Raw genomic sequence first — 19,996 nt, 5'->3', positions numbered from 1 at the left:
GATGAGCACGACAGCGACCGATCCCCGGCACACCGTGACGGAGCAGGCCCAGTGGCTGGCCGACTCCGGCGTCCGCCGCCCGGGCCCCTACCTGATCGGGGTGCGGCACCACGCGCCGTCGATCGCCGCCGTGGTGCCCGAGCTGCTCGACGCGGCCCGGCCCGAGGTGCTGCTGGTCGAACTGCCCGCCGAGTTCCAGCCCTGGCTGGCCTGGCTGGCGGACGAGGGCACCCGGGCCCCGGTGGCCCTCGCGGCCGCCGCCCCGGACACCGAGGCCGGGCCCGCCTTCTACCCGTTCGCCGACTTCTCGCCGGAGCTGGCCGCGCTGCGCTGGGCGGCCCGCCACGGGGTGGAGGCGATCGCCTGCGACCTGCCGCTCGCCGACCGGGAGGGGCCGCGGCAGGCCGGTGGGCCGACTGCACCCGGCATCGCCGAGGCCCTGCGCGCCCGGCTCAGCGGGCGCGAGGACGAGGACCTCTGGGACAGGCTGGTGGAGACGACCGCGCCCGGCTCCACGCCGGAGGCCGTCCGCCGCGCCGCCCTGCTTGTCGGCTGGGCGCTACGCCGGGACGCCGCCGCCCCCGAGGCGCCCGGCGTCGACCCGTACGACCTGCGCCGGGAGGCCTGGATGCGGGCGCGGGTCCGGGCCGCGGCGGCCGGCGGGCGGCGGGTGGCCGCCGTGATCGGCGCCTTTCACGCCCCGGCGCTGGCCGACGCGTTGGACGGGACGGCCGGCGCGGCCACCGGGGACGTCCCCGGCGACGCCGCCGGTGAGGCCGTGGGCGAGCGGCCCGGCGGGGGCGGCGATCCGGCGCAGCCCGGTGCCGGGCACGTGCTGTCCCTGATCCCGTACACCTACCCGCTGCTCGACGCCCGCTCCGGCTACCCGGCGGGCATCCGCGACCCCGAGTGGCAGCACACCGTGCTCGACGCCGGCGGTGATCCGGCCCGGCTGGCGGAGGCCCTCACCCGCACCGCCGTCCGGATCTGCGCGGCCCTGCGCGACCAGGACCACCCCGCCGGCCCGGCCGACGGGCGCGAGATCGTCCGGCTGGCGGGCGACCTCGCCCGGCTGCGCGGCCTGCCCGGTCCCGGCCGGGGCGAAATCGTCGAGGCCGTCCAGACGGTGCTCGCGCAGGGCGAGCCGCTCGGCCGCGGCCGGGCGGTGGCCCGCGCCCTGGAACGGGTGCTGGTCGGCAGCCGCACCGGCCGGCCCACCCCCGCCGCCCCGCGCAGCGGCCTCGCCCCCGCCGTCGAGACACTGCTCGCCGACCTCGGCCTGCCCGGCCCGGCCGACACCGCCGAACCCGCCCCGCGCGAACTGCGCCTGGACCCGCGACGCTCGGCCCTGGACCGGGCCCGCGAGCTGCTGCTGCACCGGCTCACCACCTGTGGTGTGCCGTACGCCGAACCCGTCGCCACCGCCGGGGCCGGCGGTACCGAGGCCCTCGGCACCCGCTGGCGGGTCCAGTGGACCCCGGCGGTCGCCGCGATGCTCACCGCAGCGGGGATGCGCGGCGTCACCCCGGCCCAGGCAGCCGAAGGCGCCCTGCGCGAGCGCCTGCGCCGGGAGGACGAGGGCGCGGGATCCACCGCACGGCAGGTCCTCCAGGGGCTCGCCGACTCCGCCGCCTGCGGCCTGCCCGCCCTGGCCGGCCGACGGCTGGCCCAGCTCGCCGAGATCCTGCCCGACTGCGGCACGCTGCCCGAACTGCTCGACGCGCTCGGCCTGCTCGACCGGCTCACGGCCGGCCACCTCACCGGGCTCGACCCCGACCCGGAGCGCGACCGGCAGGTCGCGGCGACGGCCGAGCTGCTGACCGTCGCCGCCGTCCGCCAGCTGGAGGGCCTGGCCGGCTCCGACGACCCCGCCGACGCCCGCGCCCTGCTCGACCTGGCCCGCCGCGCCGACCGGTCCGGCGGCCTCCGGCTCGGCCACACCCTCGCCGGGCTCGCCGCCGAGGGCACGCCGCTGATCCGCGGCGCGGCCGGAGCCGTCCGGGTGCTGCTCGGCCACGAGCCGCCCGCCGCCTTCGGTGACCGCGCCGCATCCTGGGTGGACGGCGCCACCGGCCCGGACGCCAGACGCGCCCTCGGCCGGGCCCTCGCCGGCCTGCTGACCGCGGCCGAAGGGCTGCTGGGCACGGCACCCGAGGTCCTCGAACCCGTTCTGGAGCGCATCACCACCCTGCCCGACACCGCCTTCCTCGACCGCCTCCCCGCGCTGCGCGGCGCCTTCGACACCCTCAGCCCGGCGGCGCGGGACAGGCTGCTGGCCCTGATCGAGGAACGCCTCGGCGCACGCGTCGACACCCTCCCCGGGGCTCTCGACCCGGCCCTGCTCGCCGCCTGGACCCGCGCCGACCTCGCCGCCGGCCGGGCACTGCGGCGACGTGGCCTGCTGGCCGGGCCGGCCGCCGCGGGTAGTACGCAGGCCGGGGCCCCGGGCGCTCCCCGCATCCCCGCCGAACCTGCCCAGCCCGCCGAGCCCGCCCCGGCGCTGCGGAACCGGATCCCCGCTGCGCGCACCCCGGCGCCCGCCCCAGCGGACCCCCGCACGGACCCCCGCACGGACCCCCGCACGGACGCTGGCACCGACGCTCGCCCGAGCGCCGGGCCGAACCCCGGGCCGAACCCCGGCGCCGGTGCACCCGTCCTCTCGCTGGCTCCCGCCGAGCGGTGGCGCCTGGTGCTCGGACGGCCGGGCAGCGCGGGCTTCGGCGGGCGGTCCGCGCGGCTGGCCACGGCGCTGGACGAGCTCTACGGCCGCGGGCGCGGCGAGGGCTCCGGCCCCGGCGTGGACGGTGGTGGCCGCGGCGCCGGGCGGGAGGCCCCGTACCCCGGCGTCCGCGAGTGGTCGGAGGACCTGGCGGCGCTCTTCGGGCCGGGCATCCGGGAGGAGGTGCTCGCGGCTGCGGTCGAACAGGGCCGTACCGATGTGCTCGCGTCGCTCGGCCCGGACACCGTCCGGCCCTCCGTCGAGCTGCTGCGCACCGTCCTCGACCACGCCGGCGGCCTACCGGAGGCCCGGATCGCCGCGCTCCGGCCGCTGGTCAAGCGACTGGTGGACGAACTGACGAAGGAGCTGGCGTCCACGCTGCGCCCGGCCCTCACCGGGATCAGCGTGCCGCGGCCCAGCCGCCGTCCGGGCGGCGGCCTGGACCTGGACCGCACCATCCGCGCCAACCTGGCGACAGCCCGCCCCGGCCCCGACGGCGGCACACTCATCGTGCCCGAGCGGCCGGTCTTCCGGACCAGGGCGCGGCAGGCCTCCGACTGGCGGCTGATCCTCGTCGTGGACGTCTCCGGCTCGATGGAGGCCTCCACCGTCTGGGCCGCGCTGACGGCCTCGATCCTGGCCGGGGTGCCCTCGCTGAGCACCCACTTCGTGGCCTTCTCGACCGAGATCGTCGATCTCACCGAACGGGTGGACGATCCGCTCGGGCTGCTGCTGGAGGTCAGGGTGGGCGGTGGCACGCACATCGCGGCCGGCCTGCGGTACGCGCAGTCGCTGGTGACGGTGCCGTCCCGCACGCTGATCGCCGTGATCAGCGACTTCGAGGAGGGCTACCCGCTGGGCGGGCTGCTCGCCCGGACCCGGGCGCTGGTCGGCTCCGGCTGCCACCTGCTCGGGTGCGCCGCGCTCGACGACAGCGGGCGGGCGCGTTACTCAAAGGCGGTGGCCGGCCAGCTGGTCGCCGCAGGCATGCCGGTGGCGGCGCTCAGCCCGTTGGAGCTGGCCCGCTGGGTGGGGGAGAAGGTCCGATGACACAGCATCAGCCGGAGTCGGGCTGGCCGGCCGTCACGCCGGAGGCCGTCGCCGAGGTGGTGGCGGCTCTGTCGCCACGACTCCGGAAGCGGCTGGACGCGGCCGCCGCCAAGCTCGCGGACCGGCCGGTGACCACGACGGGGGACGAGTGGCGGATCGAGCTGGACGAGGACGTCCGGCTCGTGCTGCGCGCGCCCGGGGGCGTCGTCCGCACCGCGGCGGACGTCTACTGCGGGTGCCTGCTGGCCCCCGCCTGCCTGCACCGCGCGGCGGCCGTCACGGTCTGCCCGCTCGCCGAGGCCGGCGCGGTCCCCGACTCGGGCCCGGGGGATGCCACCGCCCAGGGCACCACCGGCCCGGCGGACACCGCGCCGGAGCACGCCGCGTTGGACGATGCCGCGCCGGACGGGCCCACCGATGCGACCACCCCGGGCGCCGTTGCCTCCGGCGAGGACGCCGGCCACCTCTCCGCCGTCGAGGCGGCCGCCGTCGAGCGGCTGCACCGCTCGACCGCCGGGATCCTCGCCGCCGGGGTGAGCGGCGCGGGCGGCGTACCGCAGGCCGAGCTGTTGCAGGCGGCGCACCAGGCGCGACTCGCCGGGCTGCACCGGCCGGCCGCGGCGGCGGTCGCGGTGGTCACCCGGGTCCGGGCGGCGCGCTCCGGGGAGCCCGACCACCGGCTCGCCGAGCTCGCGGCCGGACTGCGCGACCTGCTCACCCTCACCAGCACCCTGCGCACGTACGCGCTGCCCACCCACCCGACGCCTGCGTCATCCGACCAGCCCGCCCCCGCCGAGCTGCCCGCCCCGGCCGACCGACTCGTCCCTGCCGACCGACCCGCTCCGGCCGAGCTGCCCGTCCCCGCCGAACTGCCCGCGCTCCGCGGCACCGCCCGTCAGGCGTACACCGATGCCGGTGGACTGCGGCTCCACGGGCTGTTCGCCGAGCCGGTGCTGACGGCCACCCATGCGGGTGCGGTCACCTGGGCCGTCGACGCCGGCGGGCGGCTCAGCAGCGTCGCCGAGATCATGCCGCACGCGGATCCGACGGCGGCCGCCCCGCAGGCGCTCGCCGCGGGCAACCGGGCGCTGCGGCTCGGTGACGCGTCGCTCAGCCACCGCGAGTTCAGCCGCGCGGGTCTGGCCGTCCAGGGGGCGACCCGGTCCGCTGCCGGCCGGCTCGGCGCGGGGGCGAAGGTCCGGGCCGTCCGGGCGGCGGGCACCGCGTGGACGCAGGATCCGGTGGCGGCGCTGTGGGCGGAGCCCATCGCGGCCCAGGTCGCGCGGGCGCTGGCGTACACCGCGCTGCCGTACGACAATCGCCCGGCCGGCGGGGATCTGCTCTTCCTGGACGTCACGCTGCTCGGTGCCCGCTCGTCCGGGGACGGCTACGGGGGCTCGGGCGCGGGCTCGGCTGCGCGGCCCTGGCTGGCGGCGGAGTGCGACGGTCTGCCGATCGCTCTCGTCCCGGCGCACGACCACCCCGGCCTGGCGTACCGAGCCAACCTCGCGCTGCTGGCCGAGGCACCGGGCCTGCGGCTACGGGTGATCGGCAGGTTGGCGAGGTCCGCCCGGCCGCAGCTGCACCTGCTGGCCGTCGGCCCCTCGCCGCTCACCCCCGACGGTGCCCCGGCAGCTCAGGGCCGGGACGGTGACCAGGAGGTGCCCGCGTTGCGCCTGCCCGCCGACCGGGCCGGCCGGGTGAACCTCGGGCTGGAGCGTCTGCAACGCGCCGATCTGGCCGCCGCCGCGCCGTCCGGGCCGGAGCTCCCGGCCACGTCGGCCAGGTCGCTGCCGCTCCCCTCGGACGGGTGCACCGCCGAGGCGCCGGTGCACCTGCTCACCCGCCGGGTGGAACAGGCCGTCACCAGCGGCCGGCGCGCGCTCGTACTGGCCGCCGGCGCCGACACGGTGGACACGGACCGGCTACGGGCGGCCGGTCTCTCGACCGCGGCCACCCTGCTGGACGACCTGCGTGCGGCGGCGACCGACCAGCGGCGCGACGTGTTCGGCCGGCTCCGGACCGAGGACCACGAGGCCTTCACCCGGGCCTGGCTGGCGGCCTCCTGCTACGGGGAGGAGCTGGCGGGCGCGCTCTGCGAGGGCGCCTGGGCGGCCCGGCCGTAGCGCCGGGGATTTCCTTGCACGTGCAGGTAATCCGCGCAAGCTGGCACAATTGAACCGGGACGATCGCAGGGCGGGATGATCACAAGGAGGGCCGACCATGAGTATCACCGACGACGCCGCAGAGATCAGGGCCCAGGGGTGGCGGACGCTGGCCGCGCTGCACGGTCTCATCGACTCGGCGCTGGAGAAGGCGCTCCAGGCCGACCATCAGCTGTCCGTCGTCGAGTTCACCGTGCTGGACGCCCTCTCCCGCCAGGACGGCTGGCACATGCGCATGCAGCAGCTCGCCAGGGCGGCCGCGCTGAGCAGCAGCGCGACCACGCGGCTGGTCAGCCGACTGGAGGAGCGCCTGCTGCTGACCAGGGTCCTCTGCCCCGACGACCGGCGCGGGATCTACACCGAGCTCACCGCGAAGGGTGAGGAGCTCCTCAGGACGGCCCGCCCGACCCATGACGCCACCCTGGAGGCGACCCTGGCGCACGCGGCCGAGATCTGCGAGCTCGCGCCGCTGGTCGCCGCGCTCAACGAGCTGAACCCGGCCACCGCACCGACCCCGGACCCGGCCACCGCGCCCGCCTGACGGGCCCGCCCCCGGGCCGTCCTCCGAGCGACCCCGGCCCGCGGACCCCGCCCCCCGGCCCGCGGACCCGACCCCCACCCGCCGAGCCCACCCGAGTCCGGCGGGCTGCGCCGGATGCCCCGCCCCCCGATCGGGGCATCCGGCGTCCCACCGCTCACGGCACCAGGACGATCTTGCCCTTCGCGCCGCCCGCCGCGACGAGGTCGTGCGCCCGCGCCGCGTCGGCCAGCGGCAGGCTGTGCTCGACGTGCACCCGCAGCCGGCCTGCCTCGACCAGCTCGCGCAGGTCGGCCAGGTCCGACGCGGACTGGTGCACGACCACGATCTCGAACCGCACTCCCAGCTGCTGCGCCTCCTCCGCGGTCAGGCCGGGGTTGTGCCCGACCGCCGTGACGAGCACGCCGCCGGGGCGCAGCACCGCCGCCGAGCGCCGCGCGTACTCACCGCCGACGAGGTCGAACACCACGTCCACCGGCTCGGTCGCGGTCTCGAAGTCGGTCAGGCTGTAGTCGATCAGCTCGTCCGCGCCCAGCGACTTCAGGAACGGGTGCTTCTCCGTGCGGGCCGTCCCGATCACGTACGCGCCGCGCGCCTTGGCGATCTGGACGGCGAGGTGGCCGACGCCGCCGGCGGCCGCGTGGATCAGCACCCGCTGCCCGGCCTGGAGTCCGCCGAGGCCCAGCAGGGCCTGGTGGGCGGTGAGTCCGGAGAGCGAGAGCGCCCCGGCGTCGGCGGCCGGCAGCGCCTCGGGCCGGCGCTCGAACTGCTCGGCGGGGGCGGTGACGTACTCGGCGTAGCCGTTGGCGGCCTGGGGGTAGTGCGGCATTCCGAACACCTCGTCGCCGGGCGCGAAGCGGGTCACACCTGCGCCGACGCTCTCGATGGTGCCGGCCACGTCCCAGCCGAGCGAGAAGGGCGGCTCGCCCAGCAGCGGGAAGTGCCCGGCGCGGACGGCCAGATCGACCGGGTTGACGCCCGCGGCCCTGACCTTGACCAGGACCTCGCCGGGGCCGGCCACCGGCCGCGGGGCCTCGACCCGCTCCAGGACCTCCGGGCCGCCGAGCGACTGCTGGGTGATCAGGTACATCTGTGCCGACATGGCAGGACTCCTACGTCAGGTTTCGGGTTCCACAGGCTCTTCCGAGCGATCCCCGGATGGCGTCTCCGGCTGTGATCACTATCCTGCCGAAGTCGGTATCCCTTGTGAAGAAGGCACCTTGACGATATATAGGTACCTCATGGATACCATCTCGGACCTGCAGAGCCATCGCATCACCGACGTCTACCTGCGCGAGTGCGCCTCGCGCACCGTCCTTCAGGTGCTCGCCAACAAGTGGACCTTCCTGCTCGTGGCAGCCCTGCGGGACGGCCCGATGCGGTTCGGCGTCCTGATGCGCCGGGCGGACGGCATCACCCAGAAGAGTCTCACCCAGACGCTGCGCACCCTGGAGCGCGAGGGCCTGCTCACCCGCACCGTGTACCCGACCATCCCGCCGCGCGTCGAGTACGACCTGACCGACCTCGGCCGCAACGTCGCCGCCCTGCTCGGGCAGATCAATGACTGGTCGGAGGCCCACCTCCCGGAGATCCTCGCCGCCCGCGAGGCCTACGACGTGCAGGCGGCCCAGGAACCCCAGCCCGTGTCTCGCTGACCGGGCCCGACCCGACCCGACCCGACGCGGCCGTGCCGAGGAGGTGCCGCGAGGTCGGGGCGTACGGCCTGAGGGCCGGTCAGCGACGGCCCGCCAGGGCCTGGTTCTTGACCCGGTCGAGGAGCGCCAGCAGCAGCTCCTTGCTGGAGGAGCGGTCCCGGACGTCGCACAGTACGACCGGAACCGAGTCGTCCAGGTCCATGGCGGCGCGGACGTCCTGGGGGGAGCACTCGCGTCGGCCGTGGAAGCAGTTGACGCCGATGGCGAAGGGTATGCCCCGCTGCTCGAAGAAGTCGACGGCGGCGAAGCTGGACTCCAGCCGCCGGGTGTCCGCCAGCACGATCGCGCCCAGTGCGCCGAGGGCCAGGTCGTCCCACATGAACCAGAACCTGAACTGCCCCGGCGTGCCGAAGAGATAGAGCACCAGGTCCTCGCGCAGCGTGATCCGGCCGAAGTCCATCGCCACCGTGGTGGTGGACTTCTCCCGGATGCCCTCCAGGCTGTCGACCCCGATACTGGCCCGGGTCATCCGCTCCTCGGTCTGCAGCGGTTCGATCTCGCTGACCGAGCCCACCATGGTCGTCTTGCCGACGCCGAAGCCGCCGGCGACGAGGATCTTCACCGCGCCGGGGACCAGGCTCTTCGTCACTTCGGTTCTCCTGAAGCAGAGTTGCAGCACGGGGGAGGGGTAGAGCAGGGCCTGCGGCCGGGGGCGGCCGGCGGCGCGGGCTCAGAGCCGGCGGACGCCCTCGATCACGGCCTGGATCAGCGCGATGTCGGGCGCCTCGGCGAGTTCGACCGGCGCGCGGGTGAGGATCAGCTGCGCCTGCGAGAGGTCGTCCAGCAGCACCTTGACCACGCTCACCGGCAGATCCAGCTGCGCCGCGATCTCCGCCACCGCCAGCGGCCGTTCGCGGCAGAGGTCGAGGATGGTGGCCGGCTCGGGCGCGAGGCGTGAGAGGTCAACGCGCGGATCGGCCGTGACCACCAGGGTGATCAGGGCGAAGCCGGGCCGGGCGGGCCCGGTGCGTCCGTTGGTGATGGCGTAAGGACGGACCAGATGGCCCGCTTCCTTGTCGAACCATGCTTCCTCGGCCCCGGAGGTCACGCACCGCCACCTGCTCCGGCCAGGCCGGCGTCACTGCGTGGCGCGGCGGTCAGGTACTGGCCGACCTGCTTGACCAGCATGTTGATCTCGTACGCCATCAGACCCGCGTCGACCTCCTCGGTGGTGAGGACGGCGAGCCTGGCGCCCTGGCCGGCCGTGGTGACGAACAGGAACAGCTGGTCCATCTCGATCACAGTCTGCCGGACCCGTCCGCCGTTGAAGCGGTGCCCCGCGCCCCTGGCCAGGCTCTGCAGCCCGGAGGCGACGGCCGAGAGGTGCTCGGCGTCGGCGCGGTCCAGGCCCTTGGAGAGCCCGACCAGCAGGCCGTCCTCGGACAGGACGATGGCGTGCCGGGTCTCCGGAACTCGTGCCACCAACTCGTCCAGCAGCCAGTTGAGATCACGCTGGGGTTCGGTGTGCTGGGTCATCACTGCTGATCCTTTGATGCGGAAGGTGTGGCGGGTGCGCCCTGCTCGGGCGCCGTCGGCGCCGTCTCCCGTGCGGAGCGGGTGCCACGCTGGATGGCCGCCATGGTGGCGCGGGAGCGCTGCGGAGCCAGGTCCTCGTCGGGTTCGGCCTGCTGGTGGGCCCGTGCGGTACCGGACCCGTGCTCGGGCCGGCCGGTGGGCCGGCCGCCGAACCGGTCCTCGGTGTGGCTCGCGGACAGGCTCGGGGGGCTCGCCGGGGCCGGGGCGTTGGCCTCGCGCAGCTGTTCTGCCAGGCTGGCGTTGCGGATGCGCTGGGGCAGGACGCGGGGGGTGCGGAGCTCGCCGTCGTGGTCCTGTTCCTCGGCCATGGTGACCTCCCGGGCGCGCTCGTGGGTCGGGGCGGGAGAGGGCGCCGGGGCGGGTGGGGCATCGGCGTCGCCGGTGGCCGCGTCCGCGTCCGCGTCCGGTGCCGTCGGAGTGTCGAAGGACGGGGGCGCGGCCGGGCGCGGGACGACGACGGCGCCGGGCAAGCCGGGGATCGAAGCGCCCACCGGCAGCCCGCCGTTGCGCTCCGCCGGGTCGGGCGGCGAGGCGTCCGGCAGCGCCGGGTCGGGCAGAACATCATCGGCCCGAACGCCGCCCGGCGCACCACCACCCACCCCGGAGCCACCGAATCCGGAACTACCGAATCCGGAACCACCGAATCCGGCATCACTGAGCCCGGCATCACCGAGCCCGGCATCACCGAGCCCGGCATCACCCACCCCGGGACCGGCCGGAACGGCCTCAGGCCGCTCCAGGGCGGCCGACTCCCCGCCGCCCCCGAGCAGGCCGCCGAGGACACCGGCGAGCGCGCCCGTCAGCCCGCCGCCCAGCCCGCCGTCCAGGTCGTGCGCCCCGCCGCCCAGCGGGCTGTCGAACACCAGCGGCTCGCCGCCCTCCGGCACCGGCGGCCGGGTGACCCGGGCGCCGGCCGGCAGCCCCGGCAGGGACGCGGAGTGCTCCGGCTTCTCCAGCAGCGCAGCGGGGATGAGCACCACGGCCCGGGTGCCGCCGTACGGGGAGGGCCGCAGCGCGACCTGGATCTCGTGCCGGGAGGCGAGGCGCGCCACCACGAACAGCCCGAGCCGCAGGTCGTCGCCGAGCGCCGCGACGTCCAGCTCCGGCGGGTTGGCCAGGTATGTGTTGAGCCGCTCGTACTCGTCCTGCGTCATGCCCAGGCCGCGGTCCTCGACCTCGACGGCCAGCCCCTTGGGCACCTCCTGCGCGGAGACCTGCACCTGGGTGTACGGCGGCGAGAAGGTGGTGCCGTTCTCGATGAGTTCGGCGACGAGGTGGATGACGTCGGCGACCGCCTGCCCGCTGAGCGAGGTGCGGGGCACGCCCTGTACCACCACCCGGGAGTAGTTCTCGGTCTCCGAGACGGCGCTGCGCAGCACGTTGACGACCGGCACGGCGTTGCGCCAGCGCCGGGCGGGCAGCGCGCCGCCGAGGATCACCAGGTTCTCCGCGTTGCGGCGCATCCGGGTGGCGAGGTGGTCGACCGCGAACAGCTCCTTGAGCAGCTCGGGTTCCTCGTGCTCGCGCTCCAGCGAGTCCAGCATGCTGATCTGACGGTGGATCAGGATCTGGGTGCGGCGGGCGATGTTGAGGAAGACCTTCTTGGTTCCCTCCCGGCCCTGTGCCTGCCGGATGATCGCGGCCGTCGCCGTCTGCCGGACGGCGCCGAGGCTGTCGGCGGCCTGCTGGAGTTCGTCCCCGCCGGTGCGCCGGGGCGCGCCGGGGCGCGGCACCGGGAGGTGCTCGCCGGCCTTCAACCGCGCGACGATGGTGGGGATCTCGCTCTCCGCGAGCGCCAGTGCGTCGGTGCGCAGGGTGTCGATCCGGGCGGTGACGCTCCGCGCGACCCGCAGCCCCCGCAGCAGGCTCCAGACCACCAGCGCGACCACCGCCGCGCTTCCCGTCAGGAGTGCGGTGCGGTGCCCGGTGTGCGCCAGCAGGACCGCCGCGAAGCCCCAGGCGGCGGCCAGGCCCAGCGAGGGCATGAGCGCGAGCAGGAACAGTGAGTTGCGGAGCGAGCCGGACCGGCCGGCGCGGTGGCCCGTGCGGTGGGCCGATATGCCTGGCATCTGAGTTCCTTGTGGCAAGACCGAACGGCGGGTGCCCGTGCGTAGTCGGCCGGGGCTTGGGCACCGCGGCCGCCGGATGCGAACTCATGTGACTAAGCGTCACCATTCGAACGCGTGCCGCACGGCCGCCGACTGCACGCACGGTATCAGCCCCAGGTGCCCCTATAGCAACATCAACTGACGATCCGTGACCCGACGCGCCGAGGGTCCGGCTGCCGGCCGGCGTACCGGCGGACAGCTGGGCCCTCGGCGTCGGAGCAGGTCAGCCGGCCAGCAGGGCCTCGGCCTCGACCTCCGAGCGGACCTGCTCGGCCCAGGCCCAGGACGTCACCGAGGCCAGTTCGGCCGACCACTGCTTGCCGTACGTGCCCGCCGCGACCTGCCCGAGCCGCAGTCGCTGGACGTCCGAGGTGCCGGCGGGCGGGTAGATGTGCGTGGCGTCGCGCAGGTAGCGCTCGATGTTGTACGAGGCGTGCAGGCCGCGGGCCGCGTGGATCTCCATCGCGTTGCGTGCCGAGTCCAGCGCGTACTCGGTGTTGATCAGTTTGGCGTTCATCAGCTCGGCGTCGCATGGTCGGCCGAGGTCGAGCAGGTGGGAGGCGTGGTACGCGGTGAGCCTGGCCGTCATCAGCCGGGACTGCATCTCGCCGATCTTCAGGTTGACGGTGGGGAGTTGGGAGAGCGGCTTGCCGTAGAGGATCCGCTCCTCGGCGAACCGCACGGTGTCCTCGACGATCGCCCGGTGGATGCCGAGCGCGACGGCGGCCAGGTTCAGCCGGCCGTACAGCACGCTGGAGGAGTAGGCGACGTCCAGGCCCTGGCTCTCGCGGCCCAGCCGGTTGCAGACCGGGATCCGGCAGTCCTCGAAGACGATCTCGCCGAAGCTGAAGCCGTGCAGGCCGCTCTGCGAACCGAGTTCGCCCAGCCGGAAGCCGGGCCGGTCGCTCTCGACCAGGAAGGCCGACAGTCCCTTGGAGCCCTTGCCGGTCCGGAAGACGACGCCGTGCACGTCGCCGACGTGCGAGTTGCCGACGAACCACTTCCGGCCATTGAGGACGTACTCCTCGCCCTCGCGTCGCGCGGTGCCGGACATCCCCAGCACGTGCCCCCCGGACTCCGGTTCGGTGACGGCGATGGTCGGCAGGGCCTGTCCGGAGGCGAAGCGCGGCAGCCACTTTCTCCGCTGCCCGGCCGAGCCGAAGTGGATCACCTTGGCCACGCCCAGCTGGGAGGCCTGGGCGATGGCGCCCATCGCGCCGCTGACCCGGGAGAGTTCTTCCACGATGATGGTCTTGGCGAGATGTCCCAGGCCCAGGCCGCCGTACTCACGCGGGATGGTGACACCTATCCAGCCCCGGCGGGCGATGGCCCTGGCCAGCTCGTGCTCTACCTTGCGCTCGGCCTCCATTCGGGTGATCTGTGGGCGCACCTCCTTCTCCGCGAACTCGCGCACCTCGGCTCGAAGCCGTTCGTGCCGTCCATCGGTGAAGTAGTCCATCGCCATTGCGGATCCTCTCCTCGGCCGTGCCTCCGTCCGTCGCCGGTTCCGCATGCACCGCCTGGGAGGGGCAGAGCCGGCTGCGGTGACGCCGCCGGGTGAATGCGGGAGCAACGGGCGAGCTCCCGGGGGTGAGGGGGTGCCCGTCGCTCGGCAGGCCTCATTGTCGTATGTGGACACGCCCGACTACAGAGTCGATCATGGATTGGCGAAAAGTGGCGCAACACCTGCGAAGCATGATTGAACGTCCGTCAGCCGGGAATGATCTTCGGCCCGCAGCGGCCACCGTCCGATCGGTCGGCCAACTCCTCGGATGCGCCGCTCGGTGGATCGAGCTGCCGGACACCGCCCGCACCGGTGGTTCCGAATGTCTGATTACATGTGCGCCATGACTGATGTGATGAGCACTCAAGGCCAGTACCCGGGTGCCGCCGGCGAGTCCGAGCGGACCCGCCGACTGCGCAGCCTGGGTCTCAACGACCCCAGCCCGGACGAAGCCTTCGACCGCTTCGCGCACCTGGCGGCCAGCATCACCCGCGCCCCCATCGCGATGGTCAACTTCATCAACGACGAGCGTCAGATGTTCCGGGGGCTCTACATTCCGCCAAATTCGGGCCAGGCACCGGCAGAAGAGGACTCCTGGGCCGACCGCGGCATCGCCTTCGATCTGCCCACGCGTCAGATGCCGCTCAGTCACGGGTTCTGCCCGCACGTGGTGGCCCAGCGATCGCCGCTCGCGCTGGACGACATCCTGGCCTACCCCCGCTTCGCCGGTAACCCGGTCGTTGACGAGCTGGGTGTACGCGCCTACCTGGGAGCGCCGCTGGTGGACGACACCAACACCGTGATCGGCACGGTCTGCGTGCTGGACCGCGAACCCCGCCAGTGGGGCCGTGAGCGACTGCGCGACATCCAGCACCTGGCCGAGGCGCTGCTGTCCGAGATCCGCCTGCGCGACAACCTGCTCGCGCAGCAGCAGGAGATGTTCGCCGCGTTCGACGGCTCGCCCTTCCCGATCATGCTCACCGACGGCCCGGCGTACGAGATCCGCTACGCCAACGCCCAGCACGCCGGTACCTTCGGAGCCCCGACGGCGTACGGTTCGGTGGGCCAGGCCTACCCGCAGCTGGCCGCGGCCGGCCTCCAGCAGACCGTCGCGGAGGCCTTCCACACCGGTCGCACCACCGTGCTCAACGACGTGCGGGTCCAGTCCTACCGCCCCGACGCCGCGCGCGTCCAGCAGGTCTTCAGCTTCACCTGCACCCCGCTGCGGGTTGCCCGCACCGGCCAGGTCAACGGCGTCCTCACCGTCGGGATGGACGTCACCGCGCAGTCGCGTACCGAGGAGGAGCTCGGCAACCTGGCGGCGCTGCTGGTCGACCGCCTCCAGCAGACCGGTCGCGCCGGCCTGCCCGCCGCCGGCGAGCCCGGCCTCATCCTCCCGGGCTGATCGCCCACGCTCCGGGCTCCGACCCCACCCGCCCCACTCCGTCGTGGCGGGGCTCCCCGTGCCGGGGGAGCCCCGCCGCAGCCATTCCCGCCGCGCCCGCGTCTGCGCCGCCCCACTCCTCCCGTCCCGTCCCGCCCTGCCGGTCGGCGGCGCCCGCGGCTACCTGTCCGACCGGGTGAACCGGACCGTACCCGCCTTGCCGGCGCGCTCCCCGGCCCGGTGCCGGGTGGTAGGGATAGGCGCCGGGGACGGAGCGGCCGAGACAGGGACGGGTTGGCATGGACTGGTTGGCGGCGCCCGACTACTGGCTGAGCAGACTGCTCGTACAGCGCCTGCTGGCCGCCGTCTACCTGGTCGGCTTTCTGGCGGCGGTCAACCAGTTCCGGGCGCTCATCGGCGAGCACGGGATGCTGCCGGTGCCGAGCTTCGTCGCCAGGGTGGCGTTCCGGCAGTCCCCCGGCCTCTTCCATCTCCACTACTCCGACCGCCTCTTCGCCGGCGTCTGCTGGACGGGCGCCGCGCTCTCCACGGCCGTGGTGGCCGGGGCCGCCGACCTCGTACCGCTCTGGGTCTCGGTGCTGATCTGGCTGCTGCTCTGGGCGCTCTACCTGTCGATCGTCAATGTCGGGCAGGCCTGGTACTCCTTCGGGTGGGAGTCACTGCTGCTGGAGGCCGGCTTCCTGGCGGCCTTCCTCGGCAACGCGCGGGTCGCCCCGCCCTCGCTGACGCTGTGGCTGCTGCGCTGGCTGGTGTTCCGGGTCGAGTTCGGCGCGGGTCTGATCAAGATCCGTGGCGACAGCTGCTGGCGCGACCTCACCTGCCTGCGGTACCACCACGAGACCCAGCCGATGCCGGGCCCGCTCAGCTGGTTCTTCCACCACCTGCCCGCCCCGCTCCACCGCGTCGAGGTCGCCGCGAACCACTTCACCCAGCTCGTCGTCCCCGTCTGCCTGCTGCTGCCGCAACCGGTGGCGAGCGTGGCCGCCGCCCTGGTCATCGTCACCCAGCTCTGGCTGGTCGCCTCCGGCAACTTCGCCTGGCTCAACTGGCTGACGATCACCCTCGCCGTCGCCGCCCTCGACACCCGGAGCCTGGACGCGGTGTTCACGCCGCCCGCGCCGCCGCTCCACCCGTCCGTACCCGACTGGTTCGGCGCGCTCGTGCTCGCCGTCGGCGGGGTGGTGCTGGTGCTCAGCTACTGGCCGGTGCGCAACATGATCTCGCGCGGGCAGGTGATGAACCGCTCCTTCAACCGGATCCACCTGGTCAACACCTACGGCGCCTTCGGCAGCATCAACCGGATCCGGCAGGAGGTGGTGGTCGAGGGCACCGACGAGCCGGAGGTCACGGACCGCACCGTCTGGCGGGAGTACGGGTTCAAGGGCAAACCCGGTGACGTACGGCGGCTGCCGCGCCAGTTCGCCCCCTATCATCTGCGCCTGGACTGGCTGATGTGGTTCGCGGCGATCTCGCCCGCCTACGCCCGGTCCTGGTTCCTGCCGTTCGTCGGCAGACTGTTGGTGAACGACCCGGACACCCTCAAGCTGCTGCGCGCCAACCCCTTCCCGGCCGCGCCGCCCACCCACATCCGGGCGGTGCTGCACCTCTACCGGTTCACCGATTGGCGTGAACTGCGGGCGACGGGCGCGTGGTGGCACCGGACGGTGCTGTACGAATACCTGGCACCGACAAGCCTGGAGAGCCTGGGCAGGATGGGCCAGTACCCTCCGCTGGGCCGCCGCGGCGGCGTTCGCGCCGCCCGCTCCGGCCCGGGCGGGCGCGGACTGCGGGCGTTCCCGCTCGCCGGGCGGCCGCGCCCGGACGGCCCGGAGCCCCGCCGCCGGCCCGGGCAGACCTCGGCCAGGGCGTCCGGGCAGCCGGGCCGGCCGCCGCCGGACGGGGGGTCCGCGGCGTCACGTCGGCCTGTCGGGTGGTGGGTGCGTGCAAGGCTCGAACGAGCACCCGTATTCTGGGCGTCCACGCCGACGGTCCGCCCCCGCCCGACGCCCCATCCGCCGGGGCCCGCGCACCGGCCCGCCGCCTCCCTCCAGTCCCGCCGTAGTCGCCCTGCCAGGAAACCGGACTTCACATGACAGTGCTTCATTCGCGAAACGCCGACGCAGCCGACGAATCGGACCTGGCCGAGGCCCCCGCGACCACCGACACCGCACCGGACCTCCGTGAGGAGCTGGGCCGGTACGCCGAACTCGGCGCCTTCACCCTCAGCGCCGACACCCACGCCTGGTACGCCGCCGTGGACACCGTCGCCACCCCCGAGGACGCCCGCGCCGCCTCGACCGTCCTCGCCGAACTGCGCGGCCGCGACCTCCAGCAGGTCTGGGAGACGGTCGTCGGCCTCGCCGCCGACGCCGGCCTCAGCGAGCCGGGCACGGTCGCCGAGGCGGCGCTGCTGGTCGAGCTGCTCCAGCGCGTGCACCGCACCGCCGGCGCGCTCCACCGCGGTGCCTACGCCGCCGACCTGGACGCGCTCACCGCCGCCACGGCCGGCTCGGCCTGGCGCAAGGAACGGGGCATCAAGCTGTCCTGGCTGCGTGCCCGGGCCCTGCGCAAGCAGGCACAGTCGCTCGCGGTCGTCCCGCGCGCCCGGCGCGAGGACCTGCACGAGGCCCTGGCGGCCGCCGAGGTCGAGCGCCGCGCCTGGGCCGTCTTCGCCCCCGAGGGCGCCCGTCCCGTCCCGCCGGCCAACGGCGAGCCGGTGGAGGCCGCGGCGCAGGACTTCGAGGCCATCGGCGCAGGACTGGCCGAACTCGCCCGCCTGCTCCCGGCCAACGACCTGGAGGCGCAGCCCTTCAAGGAGATCGTCGACCTGGTCGAGCGCCTCGCGGCGGACGAGGGCACCCTCTACCGGCTGCCCACCATCCGCGCCCTGCGCACCACCCTGGAGCAGCACGGCCTCGCCGACCTGCTCGCCGAACTCACCACGGCCAACGCGGACCGCCGTGCCGCCGAAGCCGCCTACCAGCGCCACACCGGCGGCCTCGACGCCGCCCGCCAGGCCCTGGCCGGCGGCCAGCGCGACGGCCAGTCCGAGGACCAGCCGGAGGCCGAGGCCGCGGTAGCGGCGGAGACGGCGGACGTCGACGTGGTCGTCGAGGTTGACGTCGAGGTCGAGCCGACCGCTGAGGCAGTGGCCGAGCCGACCGTTGAGGTTGAGCCGGCGGTCGAGCTCGCGGCTGAGACCGACGTCGAGCCGGAGGCGGCGCAGCCCGCCGAGGCCGAGGTCACGCCTGAGGCGGACGTCGAGCCGGCGGTCGAAGCTGAGGCCGGGGCCGACATCGTGGTTGCCGAGACCGCGGCTGAGCCGGTCATCGAGGCGGACGTCGAGCCGGACGTCCCCGCGGTGGCCGAGGCAGCGGCCGACCCGGTCACCGTGGAGGCCTCTGACGCCGACATCGAGCCGGTGGCCGAAGCCGCCGAGGTCGAGCTGATCGCCGAGTCGGATGCCGAAGCGGTCACCGAGGCCGAGGCCGCCGTCGACCCGGAATCCGAGCAGAGCGTCGAGCCCCTCGCCGAGGCCGTCGTGGCCGAGGAGCCGTTCGTTGTCGAGCCGGTCGAGGCGCCGGTCGAGCCGGCCGTGGAGGTCATGGAGGTCATGGCGGCCGAGCCCGAGGTGGACCTCGCGCCCGTCGCCGCGCCGGAGGCCGCGCCGGTCGCGGCAGCCGAGCCTGCCGAGGTGGTCACCGAGGAGCCCGCTGAGGCGGTCACCGAGGAGCCGGCGCCCGCGCGCGCCCGTACGCGTCGGCCGAAGAAGCCGGCCGTCACCCCCGGGCGTCCCGTCACCGCCTACTCGGCGGACGAACTGCTGGCCGTCGTGCGCTGGATCGACAGCGACGCGGTCGAGCGCAGCGACGAGGACCTGCTGCGCGCCGCGATGAAGGAGCTGGGCTTCGCCAGGCTCGGCCCGCGCATCAAGGAGGCGCTGGGCGCCGCCGTCACCGAGGCTCGTAGCTGAGCCGGCAGGATCCCGTTCCACCACCGGCCCGCCGTAGGGCCCGGGCAGCGGGGCAGCAGCAGGGACGACGACATGTCGCCCGCCGCTGACCCGCTCACCGGACTCCTGCGGCGGGCCGGTCCGCTGTCCGCCCGCCGGGTCCTGGTCCCTGCCCGCCCGTCACAGCTGCGACGGCGCCCCCGCGGTGGCGGCGGTGCCACTCCCGGGCAGGTCGGACACGACCAGTTCGACGGCACCTGCGACGTCGCCGCCCGCCCGTGCGAGCAGCGCCTCGACGCAGTAGCCCGAGGCCTCCGGACCGGTGGCGAGATGCAGGGTCAGGCCGTCGTCGAAGCGACTCATGAGGACGGCCGCGCCCAGGTCGGGGCGGCGCCGGTGGAGTTCGCACACCAGCTCCCAGGCGTCGGCGTCCAGGCGGGCCCGTCGCGCCGGGTCGCAGGCGTTCAGGGCGGCGGCGACCCCGGGGTTCTCCGGGTCGTAGTCCTGAAGGGCCGGCAGCAGCTGCGGGACGCCCATGATCCGTGCCGCGTCGAAGGTGAGGGTCAGGGCGCCCTCGGGGTCGCGCAGCAGCTCCGTCAGCAGGGGCACGGCGCGCGGGTCGTGCCGGCGGGCGAGTCCGCGGATGCCCTCCTCGCGGGCCTCCGCCGAGTCGTCGCCCGTCCGCTCCCAGAGTGCGGCCCGGATCGCGGGGCTGTCGGCGTCGAGCTGGAAGCCCAGCGTGAAGGTCGCCCAGTCGCGAACCTCGGGGTCCGCGTCGCGGGTCAGTGCGATCAGGGCGTGGACGTCCGGTCCGTCCGCCGATCCGGTGGCGACCCCGGCGAAGGCGCAGGCGGTCCGTCGGCGCACGTCCGCGTCGGGGTGCCCGGTGAGCGCGAGGAGGACGGGGACGGCACGCCGGTCGCGCGTCGTTCCGATCGCCTGCGCCAGGGACTCCAGTACGCGGTTCTCGCTCTCCCGCCCGGCGAGTTCGGCCAGCGCCGCCGCGCTCTCGGCCCGGACGGCCTCGTGCTGGTCGCTCGCGTTGCCGAGCAGGTCGCAGCCCACCTCACGCTCGACCGGATCCTTCGAGCCGGTCAGTTCCAGGCCGAGCGACAGTGACGACTCCCCGTCGGCGGCCGCGCGCCACAGCAGCGCGCCGTACTCGTCCCAGTCGTCCGACTCGTTCGACTCCTCGGCGACCAGCAGTGCCGCCAGTGCCTGCCCGACCAGTTCCGCCGTACTGCCCGCCGCGTTCATCGGGGCAGTCTGGCGCACGCAGGGCGAACGTGCACGCGAGTTGCCGC

General features: G+C 74.7%; 13 protein-coding genes and 1 pseudogene. 7 read left to right on the top strand and 7 right to left on the bottom strand.

All coding sequences use genetic code 11. The annotated features are described in order from the left end of the window. The first annotated feature begins 1 nt into the window (after window position 1). From ACIBH3_RS05490 to ACIBH3_RS05480, 3 genes are all read left to right on the top strand, one after another. Window positions 2-3,769: a DUF5682 family protein gene (locus tag ACIBH3_RS05490; protein WP_396310564.1), complete on the top strand. Its 3,768-nt coding sequence runs from the start codon at window positions 2-4 to the stop codon at window positions 3,767-3,769. Further along, on the top strand, window positions 3,766-5,895 hold the full coding sequence (locus ACIBH3_RS05485; RefSeq protein ID WP_396310563.1) for a hypothetical protein: 2,130 nt from the start codon (window positions 3,766-3,768) through the stop codon (window positions 5,893-5,895). Before ACIBH3_RS05490 ends, ACIBH3_RS05485 begins: the two co-directional genes overlap by 4 nt. A 97-nt stretch (window positions 5,896-5,992) precedes the next feature. Further along, a complete protein-coding gene (locus tag ACIBH3_RS05480) occupies window positions 5,993-6,475 on the top strand; it encodes a MarR family winged helix-turn-helix transcriptional regulator (RefSeq protein WP_396310562.1) in 483 nt (160 codons plus the stop codon). A gap of 154 nt (window positions 6,476-6,629) precedes the next feature. On the opposite strand, the gene ACIBH3_RS05475 is transcribed toward ACIBH3_RS05480, so the two are convergent. Beyond that, window positions 6,630-7,574: an NADP-dependent oxidoreductase gene (locus ACIBH3_RS05475; protein WP_396310561.1), complete on the bottom strand. Its 945-nt coding sequence runs from the start codon at window positions 7,572-7,574 to the stop codon at window positions 6,630-6,632. A 139-nt stretch (window positions 7,575-7,713) separates the two neighbouring features. Between ACIBH3_RS05475 and ACIBH3_RS05470 the strand changes: the two genes are divergently transcribed. Continuing rightward, window positions 7,714-8,127: a winged helix-turn-helix transcriptional regulator gene (locus ACIBH3_RS05470; RefSeq protein ID WP_396310560.1), complete on the top strand. Its 414-nt coding sequence runs from the start codon at window positions 7,714-7,716 to the stop codon at window positions 8,125-8,127. Window positions 8,128-8,206: 79 nt separating this feature from the next. Here ACIBH3_RS05470 and ACIBH3_RS05465 read toward each other — a convergent pair whose 3' ends face one another. From ACIBH3_RS05465 to ACIBH3_RS05445, 5 genes are all read right to left on the bottom strand, one after another. Beyond that, window positions 8,207-8,776 carry a GTP-binding protein gene (locus ACIBH3_RS05465; RefSeq protein ID WP_396310559.1) on the bottom strand — a complete coding sequence of 190 codons (570 nt, stop codon included), beginning with the start codon at window positions 8,774-8,776 and terminating at the stop codon, window positions 8,207-8,209. Window positions 8,777-8,857: 81 nt separating this feature from the next. Beyond that, entirely contained in the window at window positions 8,858-9,235 is a 378-nt protein-coding gene (locus ACIBH3_RS05460) for a DUF742 domain-containing protein (protein ID WP_396310558.1), read from the bottom strand. Beyond that, on the bottom strand, window positions 9,232-9,663 hold the full coding sequence (locus tag ACIBH3_RS05455; protein WP_396310557.1) for a roadblock/LC7 domain-containing protein: 432 nt from the start codon (window positions 9,661-9,663) through the stop codon (window positions 9,232-9,234). Before ACIBH3_RS05455 ends, ACIBH3_RS05460 begins: the two co-directional genes overlap by 4 nt. Then, window positions 9,663-11,792 (bottom strand): sensor histidine kinase, encoded by a 2,130-nt coding sequence (locus ACIBH3_RS05450; RefSeq protein WP_396310556.1) that lies wholly within the window; start codon window positions 11,790-11,792, stop codon window positions 9,663-9,665. Before ACIBH3_RS05450 ends, ACIBH3_RS05455 begins: the two co-directional genes overlap by 1 nt. Before the next feature lie 262 nt (window positions 11,793-12,054). Beyond that, window positions 12,055-13,290: an acyl-CoA dehydrogenase family protein gene (locus ACIBH3_RS05445; RefSeq protein ID WP_396310670.1), complete on the bottom strand. Its 1,236-nt coding sequence runs from the start codon at window positions 13,288-13,290 to the stop codon at window positions 12,055-12,057. A gap of 400 nt (window positions 13,291-13,690) precedes the next feature. Between ACIBH3_RS05445 and ACIBH3_RS05440 the strand changes: the two genes are divergently transcribed. The 3 genes and pseudogenes from ACIBH3_RS05440 to ACIBH3_RS05430 all read left to right on the top strand — a co-directional run bounded on the left by ACIBH3_RS05440 (window position 13,691) and on the right by ACIBH3_RS05430 (window position 18,713). Continuing rightward, window positions 13,691-14,740, top strand: a complete 1,050-nt coding sequence (locus tag ACIBH3_RS05440; RefSeq protein ID WP_396310555.1) for a GAF domain-containing protein — start codon at window positions 13,691-13,693, stop codon at window positions 14,738-14,740. Window positions 14,741-15,018: 278 nt separating this feature from the next. Beyond that, window positions 15,019-16,443, top strand: a pseudogene (locus ACIBH3_RS05435) (lipase maturation factor family protein); the annotation flags it as partial. A 386-nt stretch (window positions 16,444-16,829) separates the two neighbouring features. Next, window positions 16,830-18,713, top strand: coding sequence for a hypothetical protein (locus tag ACIBH3_RS05430; protein WP_396310554.1), 1,884 nt, complete (start codon window positions 16,830-16,832; stop codon window positions 18,711-18,713). 159 nt (window positions 18,714-18,872) lie between these two features. On the opposite strand, the gene ACIBH3_RS05425 is transcribed toward ACIBH3_RS05430, so the two are convergent. Beyond that, window positions 18,873-19,949 carry a HEAT repeat domain-containing protein gene (locus ACIBH3_RS05425; protein WP_396310553.1) on the bottom strand — a complete coding sequence of 359 codons (1,077 nt, stop codon included), beginning with the start codon at window positions 19,947-19,949 and terminating at the stop codon, window positions 18,873-18,875. Window positions 19,950-19,996 lie beyond the last annotated feature (47 nt).

This window comes from Kitasatospora sp. NPDC050543, assembly GCF_044457565.1.
Lineage (GTDB): Bacteria > Actinomycetota > Actinomycetes > Streptomycetales > Streptomycetaceae > Kitasatospora.
Note: the sequence above shows the minus strand (reverse complement) of the source record. Positions and strands in the feature narration are given on the sequence as shown.

Coding starts and splice junctions, on each gene's coding strand:
- ACIBH3_RS05480 (WP_396310562.1), top strand. CDS start 5,993: ATGAGTATCACCGACGACGCCGCAGAGATCAGGGCCCAGGGGTGGCGG.
- ACIBH3_RS05425 (WP_396310553.1), bottom strand. CDS start 19,949: ATGAACGCGGCGGGCAGTACGGCGGAACTGGTCGGGCAGGCACTGGCG.
- ACIBH3_RS05430 (WP_396310554.1), top strand. CDS start 16,830: ATGACAGTGCTTCATTCGCGAAACGCCGACGCAGCCGACGAATCGGAC.
- ACIBH3_RS05475 (WP_396310561.1), bottom strand. CDS start 7,574: ATGTCGGCACAGATGTACCTGATCACCCAGCAGTCGCTCGGCGGCCCG.
- ACIBH3_RS05455 (WP_396310557.1), bottom strand. CDS start 9,663: ATGACCCAGCACACCGAACCCCAGCGTGATCTCAACTGGCTGCTGGAC.
- ACIBH3_RS05450 (WP_396310556.1), bottom strand. CDS start 11,792: ATGCCAGGCATATCGGCCCACCGCACGGGCCACCGCGCCGGCCGGTCC.
- ACIBH3_RS05485 (WP_396310563.1), top strand. CDS start 3,766: ATGACACAGCATCAGCCGGAGTCGGGCTGGCCGGCCGTCACGCCGGAG.
- ACIBH3_RS05490 (WP_396310564.1), top strand. CDS start 2: ATGAGCACGACAGCGACCGATCCCCGGCACACCGTGACGGAGCAGGCC.
- ACIBH3_RS05440 (WP_396310555.1), top strand. CDS start 13,691: ATGAGCACTCAAGGCCAGTACCCGGGTGCCGCCGGCGAGTCCGAGCGG.
- ACIBH3_RS05445 (WP_396310670.1), bottom strand. CDS start 13,290: ATGGACTACTTCACCGATGGACGGCACGAACGGCTTCGAGCCGAGGTG.
- ACIBH3_RS05470 (WP_396310560.1), top strand. CDS start 7,714: ATGGATACCATCTCGGACCTGCAGAGCCATCGCATCACCGACGTCTAC.